15 protein-coding genes are annotated in these 19,511 nt (G+C 66.4%); 10 read left to right on the top strand and 5 right to left on the bottom strand.

Annotation, left to right across the window (positions count from 1 at the left end; all coding sequences use genetic code 11):
- Positions 1 to 59 precede the first annotated feature (59 nt).
- From hpnJ to DVU99_RS17600, 4 genes are read left to right on the top strand one after another with little or no spacing between them, the layout of a single operon-like run.
- Positions 60 to 1,487: a hopanoid biosynthesis associated radical SAM protein HpnJ gene (hpnJ, locus tag DVU99_RS17615; RefSeq protein ID WP_114241541.1), complete on the top strand. Its 1,428-nt coding sequence runs from the start codon at positions 60 to 62 to the stop codon at positions 1,485 to 1,487.
- A 20-nt stretch (positions 1,488 to 1,507) separates the two neighbouring features.
- Positions 1,508 to 2,338: a hopanoid biosynthesis-associated protein HpnK gene (gene hpnK / locus DVU99_RS17610; protein ID WP_114241540.1), complete on the top strand. Its 831-nt coding sequence runs from the start codon at positions 1,508 to 1,510 to the stop codon at positions 2,336 to 2,338.
- Complete coding sequence (locus tag DVU99_RS17605; RefSeq protein WP_114241539.1) at positions 2,335 to 3,369, top strand: lysylphosphatidylglycerol synthase domain-containing protein; 1,035 nt, start codon at positions 2,335 to 2,337, stop codon at positions 3,367 to 3,369. The genes hpnK and DVU99_RS17605 overlap by 4 nt, the downstream gene beginning before the upstream one ends.
- A 14-nt stretch (positions 3,370 to 3,383) precedes the next feature.
- Positions 3,384 to 4,277: a ferritin-like domain-containing protein gene (locus DVU99_RS17600; protein ID WP_114241538.1), complete on the top strand. Its 894-nt coding sequence runs from the start codon at positions 3,384 to 3,386 to the stop codon at positions 4,275 to 4,277.
- Here DVU99_RS17600 and hpnA read toward each other — a convergent pair.
- Positions 4,274 to 5,251 (bottom strand): hopanoid-associated sugar epimerase, encoded by a 978-nt coding sequence (hpnA, locus tag DVU99_RS17595; protein ID WP_232823647.1) that lies wholly within the window; start codon positions 5,249 to 5,251, stop codon positions 4,274 to 4,276. The genes DVU99_RS17600 and hpnA overlap by 4 nt on opposite strands.
- Positions 5,252 to 5,564: 313 nt before the next feature.
- Between hpnA and DVU99_RS17590 the strand changes: the two genes are divergently transcribed.
- The 6 genes from DVU99_RS17590 to DVU99_RS17565 all read left to right on the top strand — a co-directional run bounded on the left by DVU99_RS17590 (position 5,565) and on the right by DVU99_RS17565 (position 14,258).
- Positions 5,565 to 6,728, top strand: coding sequence for a phytoene/squalene synthase family protein (locus tag DVU99_RS17590; RefSeq protein ID WP_343126336.1), 1,164 nt, complete (start codon positions 5,565 to 5,567; stop codon positions 6,726 to 6,728).
- 14 nt (positions 6,729 to 6,742) lie between these two features.
- Positions 6,743 to 8,728: a squalene--hopene cyclase gene (gene shc / locus DVU99_RS17585; RefSeq protein WP_114241535.1), complete on the top strand. Its 1,986-nt coding sequence runs from the start codon at positions 6,743 to 6,745 to the stop codon at positions 8,726 to 8,728.
- Entirely contained in the window at positions 8,725 to 9,462 is a 738-nt protein-coding gene (locus DVU99_RS17580) for a purine and other phosphorylase-like protein, family 1 (RefSeq protein ID WP_198670372.1), read from the top strand. Before shc ends, DVU99_RS17580 begins: the two co-directional genes overlap by 4 nt.
- A 78-nt stretch (positions 9,463 to 9,540) precedes the next feature.
- Complete coding sequence (locus DVU99_RS17575) at positions 9,541 to 12,153, top strand: MMPL family transporter (protein ID WP_114241534.1); 2,613 nt, start codon at positions 9,541 to 9,543, stop codon at positions 12,151 to 12,153.
- A gap of 27 nt (positions 12,154 to 12,180) precedes the next feature.
- The gene (locus DVU99_RS17570; protein WP_114241533.1) at positions 12,181 to 12,555 is read left to right on the top strand and encodes a copper resistance CopC family protein; all 375 of its coding nucleotides are present in this window, start codon (positions 12,181 to 12,183) and stop codon (positions 12,553 to 12,555) included.
- A gap of 47 nt (positions 12,556 to 12,602) precedes the next feature.
- Complete coding sequence (locus DVU99_RS17565) at positions 12,603 to 14,258, top strand: copper resistance D family protein (protein ID WP_114241532.1); 1,656 nt, start codon at positions 12,603 to 12,605, stop codon at positions 14,256 to 14,258.
- Positions 14,259 to 14,314: 56 nt separating this feature from the next.
- Here the strand turns inward: DVU99_RS17565 and DVU99_RS17560 are convergent, their stop codons facing one another.
- Genes DVU99_RS17560 through dxs form a run of 4 tightly spaced genes read right to left on the bottom strand, consistent with a single transcriptional unit; the run spans position 14,315 to position 19,322 of the window.
- The gene (locus tag DVU99_RS17560; RefSeq protein WP_198670371.1) at positions 14,315 to 15,253 is read right to left on the bottom strand and encodes a polyprenyl synthetase family protein; all 939 of its coding nucleotides are present in this window, start codon (positions 15,251 to 15,253) and stop codon (positions 14,315 to 14,317) included.
- Positions 15,254 to 15,262: 9 nt separating this feature from the next.
- Positions 15,263 to 16,474: a 1-deoxy-D-xylulose-5-phosphate reductoisomerase gene (gene ispC / locus DVU99_RS17555; protein WP_114241530.1), complete on the bottom strand. Its 1,212-nt coding sequence runs from the start codon at positions 16,472 to 16,474 to the stop codon at positions 15,263 to 15,265.
- On the bottom strand, positions 16,471 to 17,400 hold the full coding sequence (gene ispH, locus DVU99_RS17550) for a 4-hydroxy-3-methylbut-2-enyl diphosphate reductase (protein ID WP_114241529.1): 930 nt from the start codon (positions 17,398 to 17,400) through the stop codon (positions 16,471 to 16,473). Before ispH ends, ispC begins: the two co-directional genes overlap by 4 nt.
- Entirely contained in the window at positions 17,397 to 19,322 is a 1,926-nt protein-coding gene (gene dxs, locus DVU99_RS17545; RefSeq protein ID WP_114241528.1) for a 1-deoxy-D-xylulose-5-phosphate synthase, read from the bottom strand. The genes ispH and dxs overlap by 4 nt, the downstream gene beginning before the upstream one ends.
- Between the last annotated feature and the right edge of the window lie 189 nt (positions 19,323 to 19,511).

Genomic DNA, 19,511 nt, shown 5'->3' with positions numbered 1-19,511 from the left:
GTGTGGTTGAGGACTCATTGCGGACCCAGGTCAGACTGCTGCAGGAGCTTGCCAAACCCATGAAGACGCTTTTTCTGCAGGCCCCGTCCTTCGACGGTTTCGATGGTGGCGCGGGCTCGCGTTACCAGGCCAAGCGAGAGATCAAGAGTTTCTGGTATCCCACCTGGCTCGCGCAGCCAGCCGCACTGGTGCCAGGGTCGCGGGTGCTGGACGCGCCGGTGGAGGAGCTGTCGGTGGAGGACACCCTCAACCTTGCGGCCGTCTACGACCTGGTGATCATTCATACCAGCACCCCCTCGTTTCCCACTGACGCAAAGTTCGCCGAGCTACTGAAGGAACGCCGGCCAGGGATACTGATCGGTATGGTCGGCGCCAAGGTGGCGGTCGACCCCACCGGCTCGCTGCAGGCCTCCCCTGCGATCGATTTCGTCGCCCGCGAGGAATTCGACTACACCTGCAAGGAGGTCGCCGAGGGGCGCCCCTTCAAGGACATCACCGGCCTCAGCTACAAGCTCGAGGACGGCAGCGTGCAACACAATCCGCCACGCGCCACCATCGAGAACATGGACGACCTGCCCTTCGTGGCACCAGTCTACAAGCGCGACCTGAAGATCGACCGCTATTTCATCGGGTACCTCAAGCACCCGTATGTGTCGATCTACACGGGCCGCGGCTGCCGCTCCAAATGCACGTTCTGCCTGTGGCCGCAGACGGTGGGCGGCCATCGCTACCGTGTGCGCTCGGCAGCCAACGTCCTGACCGAAGCACGCTGGATCAAGGAGAACATGCCGGAGGTGCGCGAACTGATGTTCGACGACGACACCTTTACCGACAGCTCCAACATGGACCGCGTGCACGACATCGCCCGCGGCCTGCACGCCATGGGCTGGACCTGGAGCTGCAACGCCAAGGCCAATGTGCCCTACGAGTCGCTCAAGATCATGAAGGAAAACGGCCTGCGCCTGCTGCTGGTGGGCTACGAATCGGGTGACGACCAGATCCTGCACAACATCAAGAAGGGCCTGCGCACCGACATCGCCCGCACCTTCACCGAGAACTGCCGCAAGCTGGGCATTACCGTGCATGGCACCTTCATCCTCGGCCTGCCCGGCGAAACCAAGGAAACCATCGCGCGCACCATCCAGTACGCCAAGGAAATCAACCCGCACACCATCCAGGTGTCGCTGGCGGCGCCCTATCCGGGCACCACGCTGTACAAGCAGGCCATCGAGAACGGCTGGCTGCAGCCCAACGAGGCCGTGAACCTGGTCAATGACAAGGGCGTGCAGCTGGCCTTGATCAGCTACCCGCACCTGTCCAAGGAAGAGATCTTCCACGGCGTGGAAACCTTCTACCGCAGCTTCTATTTCCGGCCGTCCAAGATCTGGGAGATCGTCAAGGAAATGGCCGGGAGCTGGGAGATGACCCGGCGCAGGCTGCGCGAAGGCGTGGAGTTCTTCCGCTTCCTGCATGCGCACGAGGCCTGAGCGACAACCGAGCGTCACCCATGAGCGTTTCGCAGGCACGCGCGCGACCACGCCTTATCGTGACGGCCGATGATTTCGGCCTGCACGAGGCGGTAAACCAGGCGGTCGAACGAGGCTACCGCGACGGCGTGCTGCGCGCCGCCAGCCTGATGGTGACGGCACCCGCCGCCGAAGATGCCGTCGAGCGCGCGCGGCGCCTGCCAGGCCTGGCCGTGGGCATGCACCTGGTACTGGCGGATGGCCAGGCTGCACTGCCGCCCGAGCGCATCCCGGACCTGGTGGACGCACAGGGACGCTTCGGCGACGCCATGGCCCGCGATGGCGCTCGCTTCTTTTTCCTGCCCCGCGTGCGGCGCCAGCTGGCCGCCGAGATCCGTGCGCAGTTCGAGGCCTATGCGGCTACGGGCCTGGCGCTCGACCACGTCAACGCGCACAAGCACTTCCACCTTCATCCCACCGTGCTTTCGCTGCTGCTCTCCATTGGGCGCGACTACGGGCTGCGCGCCGTACGCCTTCCCTCCGAGCCGGGCACCGGACCGTGGCTGCGCCCCTGGATTGCCCTCATGCGCCACCGGCTGCGGCGCGCCGGAGTGCGTTGCAACGACCATGTCTTCGGCATCCGCCACAGTGGCGGCATGGATGAACAAACCCTGCTCGATGTAGTGGAGCAACTGCCCGACGGATTGTCCGAGCTGTACCTGCATCCGGCCACGCATGGTGAACTCACCGTCAGCATGGCGAGCTATCGCCATGCTGACGAACTGGCGGCGCTGCTCTCGCCCAGGGTGCGCGCCGCCATCGCCCTGCATTGCGAGCTTTGCCATGGCTTCGGGGATCCGGCTGCTGCATGAAGTATCTCGTCTACCTCGCCGGACTCGCCGGCCTGATCGCCGCGGTGGTGCTGGTGGTTCACCAGGACTGGTCCGCCATCCGCAGTGCGTTCGACCACGCCGGCTGGGCGCTGCTGTGGCTGCTGCCCTTCCATGCGGCTCCACTGCTTCTGGATGTGTTCGGCTGGCGCGCCCTGCTGGCACCTCGCGACCCGCAGGGGCGCGCCGGCATACCGTTCCTGTTCTGGGCGGCAACCGTACGCGAAGCCTGCAACCGCCTATTGCCCGTCGCCAACATCGGCGGCGAGATCGTCGGCATCCGCCTGGTAAAATGGCGAGGCATCGATGGTGCCGCCGTCGCGGCCAGCGTGGTGATCGAAGTGCTGCTGACCCTAGTCAGCCAGTACCTGTTCGCGGCACTGGGCATTTTGCTGCTGATCGGCCTTACCGAGCACATCGGCACCCTCAACTCGGTCATCGGCGCACTGGTGGCCAGCCTGCCGCTACCCATCGGCCTGTTCGTGCTGTTGCGCCACGGACGTTTGTTTTCACGACTGGAGGCCTTTGCCGGCAAGGTGCTGGGCGGCCCTTCGCGCTTCACCGAGCTGCTCGATGGCCACCGTCTCGACCAGGAAATCCACGCCCTCTATGCGCACCCCTGGCGCCTCAGCGCGGCCTGCCTGTGGCAGCTGGCCGGCTTCGTGGTGGGCAGCTTCGAAAGCTGGCTGGCCCTGCAGCTGCTGGGCTTCCCCATCTCGGTGTGGGATGCCATCGCCATCGAGGCCGTCACGCAGGCGGTGCGCCACATCATCTTTTTCGTCCCCGCCGGCCTCGGCGTGCAGGAGGGCGGCCTGGTGCTGTTTGGCGGCATCATCGGCCTGCCACCCGACGCGGCCATCGCACTGTCGCTGGTGAAGCGCGCACGCGAAGTCGGCTTTGGCGTGCCTGCCCTGCTTTCCTGGCAATGGGCCGAGGCGCGGCGCCTGCACAAGGGCTGGCGTGCAAGGCGCAAGCAAGCATTGAAGCAGCCGCAGGACAGCGGATTGACCTGACCCGGAGGTGATCGATGACCCAGCAAGCCACCGTCGCAGCCGCCGACCACGCCATGCGCCACTGGGCGGGTGGCGAACCCGGGCGCATCCGCATCGGATCGGACGCCCACAAGCGGCTGTTCTGCCGCATGCTGCTGGACACCCACAACCCCTACAAGCCCGCGGTGATCGACTGGCCCGCACTGGACCCGGACGCCCTGCACCGCATCACATCGCTGCCGATCTGGGACATCGCCGTGCAGACCGAGGGCAAGGCCAAGCTCCGTGTAGCCACCTACACCACCACCGTGGCCGACCCGCTGCTGCACGAGGCGCTCACCATGGACGGCGACGAGGAGGCGCGCCACAAGGTGGTGCTGAGCAAGATGGTGGCGGCCTACGGCATCGCACTCGCCCCCGAGCCGGAATACGAGGTGGCACAGGACCCCGAATGGGGCTGGCTGGTCACCGGTTACAGCGAATGCATCGACAGCTTCTTTGCGTTCGGCCTGTTCGAATCGGCCAAGCGCACGGGTTACTTCCCCACGGAACTGGTCGAAACCTTCGAGCCGGTGATGCAGGAGGAGGCCCGCCATATCCTGTTCTTCGCCAACTGGGTGGCCTGGTACCGACGCCAGCTGCCCTGGTGGAAGCGCATCGGCTTCGAGCTGAAAGTGATGCGCGTGTGGATGTTCCTGATCTGGGAGCGCATCGGCATTGCCAAGGGCCTCGATGGCAACGGCGAGATGCAGGACGCGAATTTCACGCTAACCGGCCACCAGCAGATCGGGCTCGACCTCAATCTGCGCCAGCTGCTGGACATGTGCCTGGAACAGGATGCCTACCGCATGGACGGTTACGACGAACGCTTGCTTCGTCCAACCTTCGTCCCTCGCATGGCACGCCTTGCGCGACGGTTCGTGCGCTAGCCCTGCTGGCGAAACCAGTTGACGGCATCTTCCAGTGCGACCCGCACGGGACCGGCCGTGTAACCGAGTTCGCGCTCAGCCTTGGCACTGCTGAAAAACATGCGCTTGCGCGACATGCGCACCTCTTCCACCGTGGCGATCGGGGGTTTGCCACTGAGTCTCGCCCACGCCTCCGCAGCATAGGCCACCGGCATCACCGCTGCGTGCGGAAGACGCCAGCGCGGCGGCTTGCGACCCACGATATCCGCAATCTCACCCAGCAGTTCGCGCAGGCTCAGATTGGTGCCGCCCAGGATGTAACGCTCGCCCACCACGCCATGCTGGCAGGCCAGCCAGTGGCCGCGCGCAACATCATCCACATGCACGACGTTGAGACCGGTATCGACATAGGCAGGCAGGCGCCCGTTCATCGCGTCACGCACCACCCTGCCGGTCGGCGTGGGCTTCACGTCGCGCGGCCCCACCGGCGTGGACGGATTGACGATGACCACCGGCAGCCCTTCCGCCGCGTAGCGCCGCACCAGCACCTCGGCAAGGAATTTGGAACGCTTGTAGTGACCCACCATGTCCGCCTCCGTCACCGGTGTCGCTTCATCGCCCGGCCGACCATCGAGGGGAATGCCCAGCGTTGCCACGCTGCTGGTGTAGACGATGCGCGGCACGCCCGCCTGCCGCGCGGCATCCAGCAGGGCCCGCGTGCCATCGACGTTGGTTCGGTACAGCTGCTCCGGCTCGGGAGCCCACAGGCGGTAGTCCGCCGCAACGTGGAACACCGCATCGCAGTCGTCGCAAAGACGTGCCAGCGAGGTGGCGTCCGTGAGATCGCCCTCAACCACGTCCAGCTCGATGCCCTGCAGATTGCTCCGGTCCGACCCCGGGCGCGCAAGCACGCGCACCCGATGCCCCTCCTGCAGCAGCCTTCGCGCCACCGCCGAGCCCACGAAGCCGGTCGCCCCGGTAACCAGGGACCTCACGACAGGCGCACCCTGTCGTCCCGCCTGCATTTCACCCACATGGAGCCTGAACACATAGATCGGGCATTCCGTGAACTCGCCGAGGCTTCGCGGTTCATTATGTACGCAGGCAGCCGCGCCAACGCAACGCCACCCGCAGGAATCCGCAACATGTCACGCCAGCCGCTCGGCCTCGCGACCCTGCCTCGACGATTCCACCACATTCGCTCTGCTCAGATCGACTGACCAGGGAGGCTGCGTCTATGGAGATTCGGGTGCTACCATGCCGGCGTCGCGCGTTTCTCTGTATGTGAATACATAAGAAGGCCGAGGCATGCCAATGTTCGAAGTGAAGCAAGCTGCTGTAGCCCCAAGCCACGCAAGCGCTTATCAGGACGAGATTCTTCCCAAGGTCTCACGAACGTTCGCATTGACCATCCCGCAACTGCCCCTGGCATTGCGTGGCGTGGTCGCCAATGCGTACCTGCTGTGTCGCATCGCCGACACCATCGAGGACGAACCGGTTTTCAGCGCCCAGCAAAAGGGCCAGTACGAGACAGCCTTCGTCGATGCCGTCACCGGCCGCAGCGACGCGCAACGCTTTGCCGCCGACATCACGCCCAAGCTATCCCCGGCCACGTCGGACAGCGAGCGCGAACTGCTGTCCCGCCTTCCGCTGGTGCTGGAAGTGACGCGCACATTCAACGGAACCCAGCGTGCCGCGATCGTGGAATGCCTGACGATCATGTCGCAAGGCATGCATGACTTCCAACGCGTGGTCGGCCTGCACGGACTGCCTACGCAACGCGACATGGATCGCTATTGCTACTGCGTGGCCGGCGTGGTCGGCGAGATGCTCACCAAGCTCCTGATCGACTTCGAACCGGAACTGGCTCCGCGCCATGCGACCCTGATGCGCCTTGCCATCTCGTTCGGCCAGGGGCTGCAGATGACCAACATCCTCAAGGACCAATGGGAAGACCGCAGCCATGGCGTGTGCTGGCTGCCGCAGGATGTGTTCGCCCGTCACGGCGTGCAATTGCAGGAACTGCGCGCCGGGCAGCAGGACGTCAACTACGCGAAGGCCATGATCGAACTGATCGGCATCGCCCATGCCCACCTGTGCCGCGCCGTCGAGTACACCTTGATCGTGCCTGCCAGGCACGCCGGCTTCCGTCGTTTCTGCCTGTGGAGCATCGGCCTGGCAGTACTCACCCTGCGCAACCTTCAGGATCGCCTGGACTTTGCCTCCGGCTCGGAAGTAAAGGTCTCGCGCACCGCCGTCGCGCAGACCATCAGCCTCACCCGACTCACCGACAAATACGACCCCGCCGTGCGCTGGCTGTTTGCCGCGGCGGCCCGCAAGCTGCCTCTGACGCCGCTTGCGCCCGAGTGGGGCGAACCCAGGCAGACCGGGCACGCTTGGCCCCGCCGCCGCACGACCCACCTCGACGAACTGCCTCACCCGCGAAACGCCAAGGACGCCCATACGTTATGACCCAAGGCTCCTCCATGGATGATGCCGCCACCCTGGACGAGCACCGAACGCAGGCCCGCGACACCCGCCTGGACCAGGCCATCGAGCGTGCCCGGCTCGCCCTGCTCGCGCGACAGCGCGAGGACGGGCATTGGTGCTTCGAGTTCGAAACGGACTGCACCATTTCTTCCGAATACATCCTGATGATGCATTTCATCGACGAGATCGATGACGTGCTGCAGGAGAAACTGGCTCGCTATATCCGCCTCAAGCAGCGCACGGACACGCATGGCGGCTGGCCGCTGTATCACGATGGCGCGCTCGACATCTCATGCACGGTGAAGGCGTACTACGCACTGAAAGCAGCCGGCGACGACCCCGCGGCACCCCACATGCGCCGTGCGAGAGAGGCAATCCTCGCCCTGGGCGGCGCCGCAAAAGCCAACGTGTTCACGCGCATCCTGCTGGCCATGTTCGGCCAGGTGCCATGGCGCGCCACGCCCTATGTACCGGTGGAAATCATGCTGTTTCCGCGCTGGGCCCCGTTCCACCTGGACAAGGTGTCGTACTGGGCACGCGCCACCATGGTTCCGCTGTTCATCCTTTGCTCGCTCAAGGCCCGCGCGAAGAATCCGCGCAACATCGGCATTGTCGAACTGTTCGTCACGCCACCCGAACTGGAACGCCAGTATTTCAGCAGCACCACGCGGGTCAGCCGGCTGTTCCTGCTGCTGGACAAGATCGGGCGAGCCTGCGATCCACTGGTTCCCGCCGCACTTCGCCGCAAGGCGATCCGCAGGGCCGAGCAATGGTTCCTGCCCCGCCTCAATGGCGAGGACGGCCTGGGCGCCATCTTTCCGCCGATGGTGAATGCGCTCGAGGCCATGGACCTGCTCGGCTATGCGAAGGACGACCCGGCACGCGCGACCTGCCTGCGCTCACTGCAGAAGCTGATCGTGCATCGCGAGGACGGAACCGCGTTCTGCCAGCCCTGCGTATCGCCCGTATGGGACACCGGCTGGGCCGCGATGGCCCTGCTGCGCGCCTCGGGCGACGCCGTCACGCAGGCCGCCGTGCAAAAGGCCTTTGACTGGCTGACACCCCTGCAGGAACTCGAACTCAAGGGCGACTGGGCGGCACAGGCGCCCGACCTGGCGCCCGGTGGCTGGGCCTTCCAGTACGCGAATGCATATTACCCTGACCTCGATGACACCGCCGTGGTCGCCGGCCTGCTGCATGTCGCCACGCGCGGCACCACGCGCGATGGCGCGTATCGCGAACGCATCGAGCGTGCCGCCGACTGGCTGGTCGGCATGCAGTCGGCCAATGGCGGCTTTGCCGCGTTCGACCGCAACAACACGCACTACCACATCAACGAGATTCCGTTCGCCGACCACGGTGCCATGCTCGATCCGCCCACGGAGGATGTCTCAGGGCGCGTGCTGGCTTTCCTGGGCGTGCTGGGCCGCGAACAGGACCGCCACGCCATTGCCCGCTGCATCGCCTATCTCCGACAGGCCCAACTCACGGATGGCTCGTACTGGGGGCGCTGGGGCACCAATTACATCTACGGCACCTGGTCGGTGCTCGCAGGCCTGGCCCTGGTGGGCGAGGACATGCAGCAGCCATGGATCCGCAAGTCGGTCGATTGGCTACGCGAGCGGCAGCATGCCGATGGCGGCTGGGGGGAAACCAACGACAGCTATTTCGATGCTTCGCTGCGGGGCCGCAATGGCGGAGTCAGCACACCGCACAGCACGGCCTGGGCCGTGCTCGGCCTGCTGGCCGCCGGCGAACACGCCAGCGAGTCGGTGCAACGAGGCATCCGATGGCTGCTGGACGACCAGCAGGCGCCAGGCGAACCCGAGGCGGGACTGTGGCATCACCCCAGTTTCAACGCGCCGGGCTTTCCTCGCGTGTTCTTCCTGAAGTACCACGGCTACACCGCCTACTTCCCCTTGTGGGCCCTGGCGCGCTATCGCCAACTGAGCGCCGAAGCACCCCCGCAGGCGATCGGGTGAACGCCCAACCGGTCGGCATCGTCACCGCCCTGTCCTCCGAGGCGAGAGCACTGGCGGATCGTGCCGTGCCACCGGGACAGTGCACGCCGCTGCGTGACGGCGGCCTGCTCTACCTGAGCGGCATGGGGCCGCCGGCGGCGCGGCGCGGCGCACTGGCCCTGCTCGATGCCGGCGCGAAGGCGCTGGTGGCATTTGGCGTCGCCGGCGCCCTGGCGCCCGGCCTGCGCAACGGCACGCTGTTTTGCCCTTCACTGGTAATCGACGCACAGGGACGGGACTACCAACCTTCCCCTGCCTGGCACACCACCCTGGGCGCGCAACTGGCGGGCACGCAGTGGCCCGTGTTGACCCACGGCATCCTGTTGAGCGCCGATACCCCCGTGCTGGGCGCGCATGAGAAGACGGCCATGCGCGACCGCCACATGGCGGTTGCCGTGGACATGGAGAGCGCCGCCGTAGCCGCCGTTGCGACGGAGCACGGGCTGCCATTCATCGTCCTTCGCGCCATCGTCGACGAACACCATGACGACGTGCCGGCGGCGCTGCAGGCAGGCATCGACACCTGGGGACGCCCGCGCCCCATGGCCCTGCTCGCCGCACTGGGGCGCCATCCCGGCCTGCTGGCCAGCCTGCCCGGCCTTGCCACGCGCATGGGCAAGGCCACCCGTGCGCTGCGCGACGCAGCAGGCGCTGCCGGACACCAACTGGGGCACGAACCGTCCGGGCCCTGCTAACCTTGACCGCGTGATTGCGGATGTCAGGCTCGGCCTCGACGTACGGCCGGGCGTTTCGAAGCCAGGAGATATCACCGCGTGTTCCGAGCGATCCAGAAAGGCCTGGTGTGGCTGGTCGACCGAAGCGGCCATTACCACTTCATCGTGCTGGCACTGGCCGCCCTGGTCACTGCGGTGAGCTTGTATGGCGCCTCCACCCGCCTGAGCATCGACACGGACGCCGACCACCTGTTCTCCGCACAACTGCCCTGGCGGCAGCAGAGCATGGCGTTCGCGAAACAGTTCCCGCAGTTCAGCGACACGCTTACGGCGGTGGTGCGCGCACCCACGGCAGAAGAGGCGCGCATTGCCGCGCAGGCGTTGAACGAAAAACTGCTGCAGGACAAGGAACACTTTCACTCCTCGTCCACGCCCGGCATCAGCCCGTTCCTCAATCGCGAAGGCCTGCTGCTGTTGCCGCAGGACGAACTGAACAACACGCTGGACAGCATGCTGCAGGCGCAGCCGCTGCTCGGACCGCTGGCCACCGACCCGTCCGCCCGCGGCCTGTTCAAGGGTGTCGACCTGATGGTCGAGGGCGTTCGCCATGGCATGGCGAAGGACCTGTCCTCCTACGACGCGGCCCTGGGCAATGTCGCCCAGACCATCGAAGACGCCGTTGCCGGCCATGCCGTGCCGTTGTCGTGGCAGGCCCTGCTCACCCCCAACCTGGTGAGCGCCAGTGGCGGGCAGGAGTTCGTGCTGATCCATCCCGTGCTCGATCACCGCGCACTGGAGCCTGGCCAGGTGGCCACCGAGGCGATGATGAAACTGGCGCAGGAACTGCCCGGGGTGAAGTCCGGCCGTGTGCGCGTGAACTACACTGGCTCGGTGCCGCTCGCCGACGAAGAGTTCGCGTCGCTCACCGACCGCGCCGGCCCGATTGCACTGGGCAGCAGCCTGCTGCTGGTGTTCTGGCTGGTGCTTGCGCTGGGCTCGTGGCGACTGATCGTGCCGGTGCTGATCACGCTGGTGGTCGGCCTGATCTACACGCTCGGCTTTGCGTCCATCGCCGTGGGACGACTCAACCTGATATCGGTCGCCTTTGCGGTGCTGTTCGTCGGCCTGGCCGTCGACTTCGGCATCCAGTTCGGCGTACGCCTGCACGCGCGCCAGTACAGCGACCGCACTTTCGACGACTCACTGCATGAAACCGCCAATCGCGTGGTCAGCCAGATCGGCCTGGCCGCGCTGGCCACCGCCTGCGGCTTCCTCGCGTTTGCGCCCACCGATTTCACCGGCGTGGCCGAGCTGGGCATCATCGCCGGCGTCGGCATGCTGCTGGCCCTGCTGTGCACACTGACCGTGCTGCCTGCCCTGCTGCGCCTGCTGGAAAAGGGCTCGCCGCATGCCGAGGTGGCGCTACCCGGCGGCGCCAAAGCCGACGCCTGGCTGAGCCGCAACCGCAAGCCGGTGCTGGCCATCTTCATCGTGCTGGGCCTGGCCGGACTGTGGGGCGCCATCACCATTCCGTTCGACGCCAACCCGCTGCATACCAAACGCACCGACAGCGAGGCGATGCGCACGCTCACCTCACTGATGGACGACCCCAACACCAACCCCTTCACCATGGATGCGCTCGCCAAGGACCTGCCTTCCGCCAAGGCGCTGAGCGCGCGACTGGACGACCTGCCCGAGGTCGCCCAGGTGGTTTCGGGCGTGGATTTCGTACCCACCGACCAGGATGAGAAGCTGGAGCAGATCAGCCAGGCCTCCGACCTGATGTTCGCCGTGCTCAACCCCGGTGAAATGGCCGCCAAGCCCAGCTACGACGAGATGCGCGCCGCCGCCAGGGAGACCAGCGACAGCATCGCCAGCGTGGCCAACCAGCTGCCGGCGAATTCGCCGCTGCTGCGCATCGGCAAGGCGCTGGCCGCGCTCGCCAAGGGCAACGACACGCAAATGGCGATGGCCAACCAGGCGCTGACGCAGTTCCTGCCGTACACGCTCAAGCAGCTGGCCGATTCACTGTCGGCGGAAAAGATCACGCTGCAAAGCCTTCCCGAGGACCTGCGGCGCGACTGGTTCACCGCCGATGGCAAGGTTCGCGTCCAGGTCACGCCCACCGCAAAGGCACAGAAGACCGAGGGCCTGCGCGACTTCGTGCAGGCCGTGCACAAGGTGGCGCCGGACGCCGCCGGCTCGGCGGTGGACACCATCAAGGCCGCCGACACCATCCTCGACGCGTTCCGCCAGGCCGCCGTATCGGCCACGCTGGCGATCGGCGTGGTGCTGTTGCTGGTGCTGCGTCGCCTGCGCGATGCGGGGCTGGTGATCGCCACGCTGCTGATGTCGGCCCTGCTCACCGCGCTGCTGGCGCGCCTGTGCGGGTTGTCGATCAACTTCGCCAACATCATCGCGCTGCCGCTGCTGCTGGGCGTGGGCGTGTCGTTCAACATCTATTTCGTGATGAACTGGCGCCACGGCATGCGATTGTTCCTCGGCTCACCCACGGCCCGTGCGATCCTGTTCTCCGCGCTCACCACTGGCACGGCCTTCGGCAGCCTGGCCATCGCCCGTCACCCCGGCACCGCAAGCATGGGACTGGTACTGCTGCTGAGCCTGCTGGCGGTGCTGCTCTCCACCTTCGCCTTCCTGCCCGCCATGCTCTATTCGATCGGCCCGTGCGACAAACCGATCGACAAGCGCTGATATCCCCTCCACCGCCCGGAGCCGTTCATGCGTCTTTTTCGTCGTCTTGCCACCGCCGCCTTCGCCGCCGCGATCACCCTGGCCAGCCTGGGCGCCAGTGCCCACGCAATCCTGGTCGACAGCTCACCCAAGGCCAGTGGCAGCGTGCCGGCAGGCAAGCTGGCACTCACGCTCAAGTACAACAGCAAGATCGACCAGGGGCGCTCCAAGCTGGTGCTCTCGGGTCCCGGCCACAACGACACGACACTGCAGGTCAGCGTCGACGCCAGCAAGCCCAATGAGCTGGACAGCGTGGCCGAACTCAAGCCTGGCAGCTATGTCATCCACTGGCAGGCACTGGCGCTCGATGGCCACATCACGCGTGGCGACCTGCCCTTCACGGTCACCGCGGCCACGCCCTGAGCACGCCCTCGAGGCAAGCCTTCCACCGCTGACCGACGGGTGATTCCGTGAGCCTGCTTGTCGATCTTTTCGGCTATCTCAGCGTCATCCTGCATGGGCTGGTAATTGTCGCCCAGTCGATGATGCTGGGTGGGCTGTTCTTCGTGATATTGCTGCTGTATCCGTTGCGCAATCAGCTAGCCCAGGGCGAGCAGTTGCTCCGGCGCGTACTGCGCCTTGCCCGCTGGAGCGCGGCAGGCCTGATCCTTGCCGAACTGGCCACCACTGCACTGCAGGTTTCCGTATTGATGGCTACGGTGGACCTGCCGCTGGGCAACGTACTGCAGGCATCGTTTGCCCTGTCGGGCGCGGCGAAGATGCTGTGTGCACTGCTCATCCTGGCCGGCCTGCATCCGCGCGTACTCGACCAACCGATCGCTCGACTGGCCTTGGTGCTGTTGGCACTGCTCGAACTGGCCGCAGCCACCATGACCACGCACGCCTATGCACGCCTGGGCGACAACACCCTGCTGATGCTGATCGAAGGGCTGCACCAGTTTGGCGCCGCGATCTGGGTCGGTGCGATTCCCAGCTTCGTGCTGGTGCTGCACTACCTGGACGATCCGCAAGGGCTGCGCCAGGTCGGCACGCGCTTTTCGCGCATCTCGATGGCGGGCGTGGCCTGCATCCTGCTTTCCGGCGTGACCATGTGCGTGTTCTACATCGGCGACGCGCAGGGCTTCTACGGCACCGCCTACGGCGTCATGGTGGGCGCCAAGATCGCCATGTTCCTCGCCCTGCTGGCCCTGGGCTTCGGCAACTTCCGCGTGACCGAACGCCTGCGCAGGGGTGAAACGGCGCAGGTATTGCGCATGCGCCGCTTCGCCGAAGTGGAGATCGGCATCGGCTTCACCATTTTCTTTGCCGCCGCCTCGCTCACCTCGGTGCCGCCGGCCATCGACCTCACCGTGGACCGCGTCAGCCTGCACGAGATTGCCGTCCGCAACGCACCGGCATGGCCCCGGCTCAGCTCACCCGACCACGATACGCTGGCGATCTCCCAACTGCAGACGCAACTGGACCAAGAGGCGCAGCGCACTCACCAGGCGGTGCAGGCCGCCACCGTGCCGGGCTCGGGCGTGTTGCCGCCACGCAATGCGGAGGACATCGCGTGGTCCGAGTACAACCACCACTGGGCCGGCATCTTCGTCCTGCTGATCGGCCTGCTTGCCCTGCTCAGCCGCGCAGGCGTGGGATGGGCCAGGCACTGGCCATTGCTGTTCCTGCTGATGGCCGGCTTCCTGCTGGTGCGCTCCGACCCGGAGGTATGGCCGCTTGGCCAGGAAGGCTGGTGGGCCGCATGGCGCGACGTGGAGGTGACGCAGCACCGCTTCTTCGTGCTGCTGATCATCCTGTTCGGCGCGTTCGAATGGGCGGTTCGAACCGGACGGTTGCGCAGCCCGCGCGCGGCCTTGGTGTTTCCGCTGCTGGTCGCCATCGGCGGCGGAATGCTGCTCACCCACAGCCACCAGATTTCCAACGTCAAGGACCAGATGCTGATCGAGCTGACGCACACTCCGCTGGCGCTGGCCGGCGTTGCCGCGGGCTGGGCACGCTGGCTGGAGTTGCGCCTGCCCGGCCGCGGCGGGCGCATCGCCGGCTATGTGTGGCCGCTGTGCTTCATGCTGATCGGCGTGATCCTGCTCTGGTACCGCGAAGCCTGAGCGACTGCCCGCGACCTCCACCTGGAAATCGCGAATGGGCTCCAGCCGCCACCACCTCAGCGGACGCGGTGCACCACCATGTCGGCAAGTGCATCGAGGTGCGCCGCGCGCGCCCCCAGCGGCGCCACTGCCGCGCGAGCCCGCTCGCACAGCTGCTCAGCGAGTGCACGCGAGGCGTCCAGACCCAGCAGCGACACGTAGGTCGGCTTATGGTCCTGCGCGTCCTTGCCGGGGGTCTTGCCCAGCGTGGCGGCGTCGGTGGTGACATCCAGCACGTCGTCCACCACCTGGAAGGCGAGGCCCACCGAGCGCTGGTATTCGTCCAGCGCGAGCCGCAGTCCGGTATCCAGTGGCGTCGACCCGCAGTGAGCCCCCATGAACACCGCTGCGCGCAGCAAGGCACCGGTCTTCATGCGATGCATGCGTTCCAGCTCCTCGCGTGGCAATGCCACCCCCACGCTGGCCAGGTCGATCGCCTGCCCACCCACCAGCCCCAGCGAACTGCTGGCATGCGCCAACTCCTGCAACAGGCTCACGCGCTGCGCAGCCGGGGCCGCCAGACTCCCGATCACCACGAACGCCTGTGCCTGCAGCCCATCACCGACCAGGATCGCCACCGCCTCACCGTAGCGCACGTGCACGGTGGGCTGGCCGCGCCGCAGCAGGTCGTTGTCCATCGCCGGCAAATCGTCATGCACCAGCGAATACGCATGGATCATCTCGATGGCGCTCGCCGCACCATCCAGCACTGCCGGATCCGCATCCACCAGCTCACCGGCGGCATGGCACAGCAGCGCGCGCAGGCGCTTGCCGCCGCCAAGGGTCGCGTAGCGCATGGCCTCGTGCAGGGTCGCCGGCACCGCCTCCACTCCGGGCAGGCAACGCTCCAGCGCACGCTCGGTACGCTCCATGATGCGTGGCATCCAGCTGTCCAGCGGCTCCGGCGGTGACGCGGCTACCGACGATGCTGACCACAACGGGATGGCTTCGCTCACGAATATCTCCTAATGGACCGCCGCCTGGCGTGCGCCAGGCACTGGCAGGCGTTGAATGACCTGTTCCGCGGCGCAGCGCGCGAGCGCATCAGCCGCGAGGATATCGTCCAGATGCGCCGCCGCCGTCGCCGGCAGGCGCTGCAGCACCTCTTCCACTACCTGGCCAATGGCCGTGAAGCGCAACCTGCCACGCAGGAAGGCATCGACCGCGACTTCATTGGCGGCATTCAGCGTGACACTGGCGGCGCAACCCGAACGCAGCACGTCGAGCCCAAGCCGCAGGCAAGGAAAGCGCGCGAGATCCGGCGTCTCGAAGCTCAGGCTGGACATGCGCGCGAGATCCAGCGGCGCCACCCCCGAATCGATGCGTGCGGGATAGGCCAGCGCGTGCGCGATCGGCGTGCGCATGTCTGGATTGCCCAGCTGCGCGAGCACCGACTGGTCGGCATAGGCCACCATGGAGTGGATCACGCTCTGAGGATGGATCACCACCTCGATCCGCTCCGGCGCCATGTCGAACAGCCAGCGCGCCTCGATCACCTCCAGCGCCTTGTTCATCATGGTGGCCGAATCGACCGAGATCTTGCGGCCCATGACCCAGTTGGGATGGGCGCAGGCCTCGTCCGGGGTGACCTCATGCAGGCTGTCCAGTGCGCGGTGCAGGAATGGCCCACCGGAAGCGGTGAGGATCAGTCGCTCCACGCCCGCACCGCGGGCGGAGCCGTTGGCCAGGCACTGGAAGATCGCGTTGTGCTCGCTGTCCAGCGGCAGCAGCGTCGCGCCATGCGCGGCCACGGTGCGCATGAACAGCGCGCCGGACATCACCAGTGCCTCCTTGTTGGCCAGCAGGATGCGACGCCCCGCCTCCGCCGCGGCCAGCGACGAAGCAAGCCCCGCCGCCCCCACGATGGCAGCAACGACGGTATCGCATTCGGCTGCGCGCACCACCGCGCACAGGGCGGCAGGCCCATGCCACACCTCGGTGGCCAGTCCGGCCGCTCTCAGGCGTTGCTGCAGCGAGGCCGCATCGTCCGGACCACCCACCACCGCAACGGCGGGCCGGAAGGCCACGCACTGATCATAGAGCCGGTCCACGCTGCGATGCGCGGTCAGCGCAAACACCGCGAAGCGATCCGGATGCCGCGCCACCACGTCCAGCGTGCTGGTACCGATGGAGCCGGTGGACCCCAGTATCGCCAGGCGCTGGCGCGTGTCGCTCATGCCACGCTCTCCAGCACCACCGGCAATGGAAATACCGCCCGCTCGCTGCGACCATCCATGGTTTCCAGTTGCATGGGCCCCAGGCGCCGCAGCGCAGCGATCACGTCCTCCACTGAAGCCTCCGGCGCCGAGGCACCGGCGGTGAGGCCGATCGCCGACCGGCCGTGCAGCCATTCCGGGCGCAGCTCGCTGCCGTCGGCCAACAGGTAGCTGGGGCAACCCGATTCCGCGGCGATCTCCTGCAGGCGGCGCGAATTGGAACTGTGCGGCGACCCCACCACCAGCACCAGATCCACGCGCGCTAGCAGCTCGCGCACCGCGTTCTGGCGATTCTGGGTGGCGTAGCAGATGTCACCCACGCTTGGCCCCACCAACTGGCTGAAACGGCGGCGCAGCACGTCGATGATCCGTCGCGTGTCGTCCACACTGAGCGTGGTCTGCGAAACGTAGGCGAGCGGCGCATCCGCCGGAAGATCCAGCACCTCCGCCTCATCTACGCTCTGCACGAGCACCACCTTGCCGGGTATCTGGTCCAGCGTGCCAACCACCTCCGGATGCCCCGCATGGCCGATCAACACCACCGTACGTCCTTCGGCGGCATGGCGGCGCCCCTGCCCATGCACCTTGCTCACCAGCGGACAGGTGGCATCCAGCACCTGCAACCCCCGCCGGGCCGCGGCAGCCTCGACCGAGCGTCCTACGCCGTGCGCGCTGAAGATGGCATGGGCACCCTCGGGCACCTCACTCAGGTCCTCGACGAAAATCGCCCCCTTGCCGCGCAGATCCTCCACGACATGGCGGTTGTGCACGATCTCGTGATGCACGTAGACCGGCGCGCCAAACCGCTGCAGCGCTCGTTCGACGATTTCGATGGCGCGCACCACGCCGGCACAGAAGCCCCGGGGCTGGGCAAGGATCACCTTCATAACGAACGCACCTCCCGGGTGGCCAGCGCACCGGTAGCCGCCACCGACTGGCCACCACAGGTGCGTTCGAGAAAGCGCAGGATCGAGGCGCGGATGCCGTCGGCATCGAGCCCGTGCTGATTGAGCAACACGGCCGGGTCGCCATGCTCGATGAATTCATCAGGCAAGCCCAGGCGCAACACCGGGATGCGGATATCCGCGTCAGCGAGGCATTCGAGGCAGGCGGAACCCGCACCGCCCCGCAGGCAACCCTCCTCCACCGTCACCAGCACATCATGCGTCTGCGCCAGTTGCCGCACCAGCGACTCGTCCAGCGGCTTGATGAAGCGCATGTTCGCGACCGTCGCGTCCAGCGCCTCGGCCGCGGCGAGGCCAGGCCACACCATCGTGCCGAAGGCAAGAATGGCCACTCGCTGTCCAGGCAACCGCGCCCCCTGGCGGCGCAGCTCTCCCTTGCCGAGCGGCAAGGCGGTCAGCTCATCCACTGTCGCCACGCCGGGGCCCGTACCGCGTGGATAGCGCACTGCCGCGGGCCCTTCGTGCGCCACCGCGGTATGCAGCATCTGGCGGCACTCATTCTCGTCGGAGGCAGCCATCACCACCATGTTCGGCACGCAGCGCAGATAGGCCAGATCGAACGCCCCCATGTGGGTGGCGCCATCCGCGCCGACGATGCCTGCGCGATCGATGGCAAAGGTCACCGGCAGGTTCTGCAACGCCACGTCGTGGATCAGCTGGTCATAGCCGCGCTGCAGGAAGGTCGAATAGATCGCCACCACCGGCCGCAGCCCTTCGGTGGCCAGGCCGGCGGCAAAGGTCACCGCATGCTGCTCGGCGATGGCCACGTCGAAGTAGCGATCCGGAAAGCGCTGCTCGAAGGCCACCAGGCCGGAACCCTCGCGCATGGCGGGGGTGATCGCGACGATGCGCGCGTCACGTTCCGCCTCGTCGCACAGCCAATCGGAAAACACCTGGACGTAATTCTTCCGGGCCGGCTTGACCGACACCAGCCCCACCGCCGGATCGAACTTCCCGGGACCGTGGTATTGGATCGGGTCGGCCTCGGCCAGCTTGTAGCCATGACCCTTCTGGGTCACCACGTGCAGGAACTGCGGCCCCTTGAGCTGACGCAGGCTCTGCAGCACGGGCACCAGTACATCGAGGTCGTGGCCATCGATCGGGCCGGTGTAGTTGAAGCCGAATTCCTCGAACAGCGTAGCCGACACCGGCTCGCCCTTCAGCTGCGCCTCCATGCGCCGGGCAAGATGGCTCACCAGCGGCAACGGACGCGCCGCATAATTCGTGCCGGGCCGCGCCTGAGGCGAGAACCGGCTGGCGATCAATCGCCCGAAACAATGGCGCAGCGCGCCCACCGGCGGTGAAATCGACATGTCGTTGTCGTTGAGTATCACCAGCAACGGCAGATCCTCGGCGATGCCGGCGTTGTTCATCGCCTCGAAGGCCATGCCTGCACTCAGCGCGCCATCGCCGATCACCGCAATGCTGTGCCGCCCATCGCCCTGCATGCGCGCCGCATGCGCCATGCCCAGCGCGGCGGAAATGGACGTACTCGAATGCGCGGTACCGAAGGTGTCGTACTCCGATTCGCTGCGACGCGGAAAGCCCGATATGCCGCCGAATTGCCGGATGCCGCCCATGCCCTCGCGACGACCGGTAAGGATCTTGTGCGGATACGACTGGTGTCCCACATCCCACACCAGCCGGTCATACGGCGTGTTGAACACGTAGTGCAGCGCAATGGTCAGCTCGACGCTGCCCAGGTTGGAGGACAGGTGGCCGCCGGTGCGGGAAACGCTTTCCAGGATGAACGCGCGCAACTCACCCGCCAGCAGATGCAGCGAGGCCACATCCAGTTTGCGCAAATCGGCCGGTGAATCGACAGTTCCAAGCAAATCGTACACGACGGATTCTCCTCGGGGCCGGAGTCTCTATCTAGTCGTTTTGGCTAAGCACGTGCGCCAACCGTGGCTGGGTACGGCAACGTCGTCGTGTCGTCGCTTTCGACTGGACTATAGCAGCACACCTGCCGCAAACGACCAGCTGAACATGCGTTCCGTACGACCACCATACTGCCCCGCGCTTGCCTCCGC

The sequence above is a fragment of the Dyella sp. C9 genome (genome assembly GCF_003332825.1).
In the GTDB taxonomy this organism is placed as follows: Bacteria; Pseudomonadota; Gammaproteobacteria; order Xanthomonadales; family Rhodanobacteraceae; genus Dyella.
Note: the sequence above shows the minus strand (reverse complement) of the source record. Positions and strands in the feature narration are given on the sequence as shown.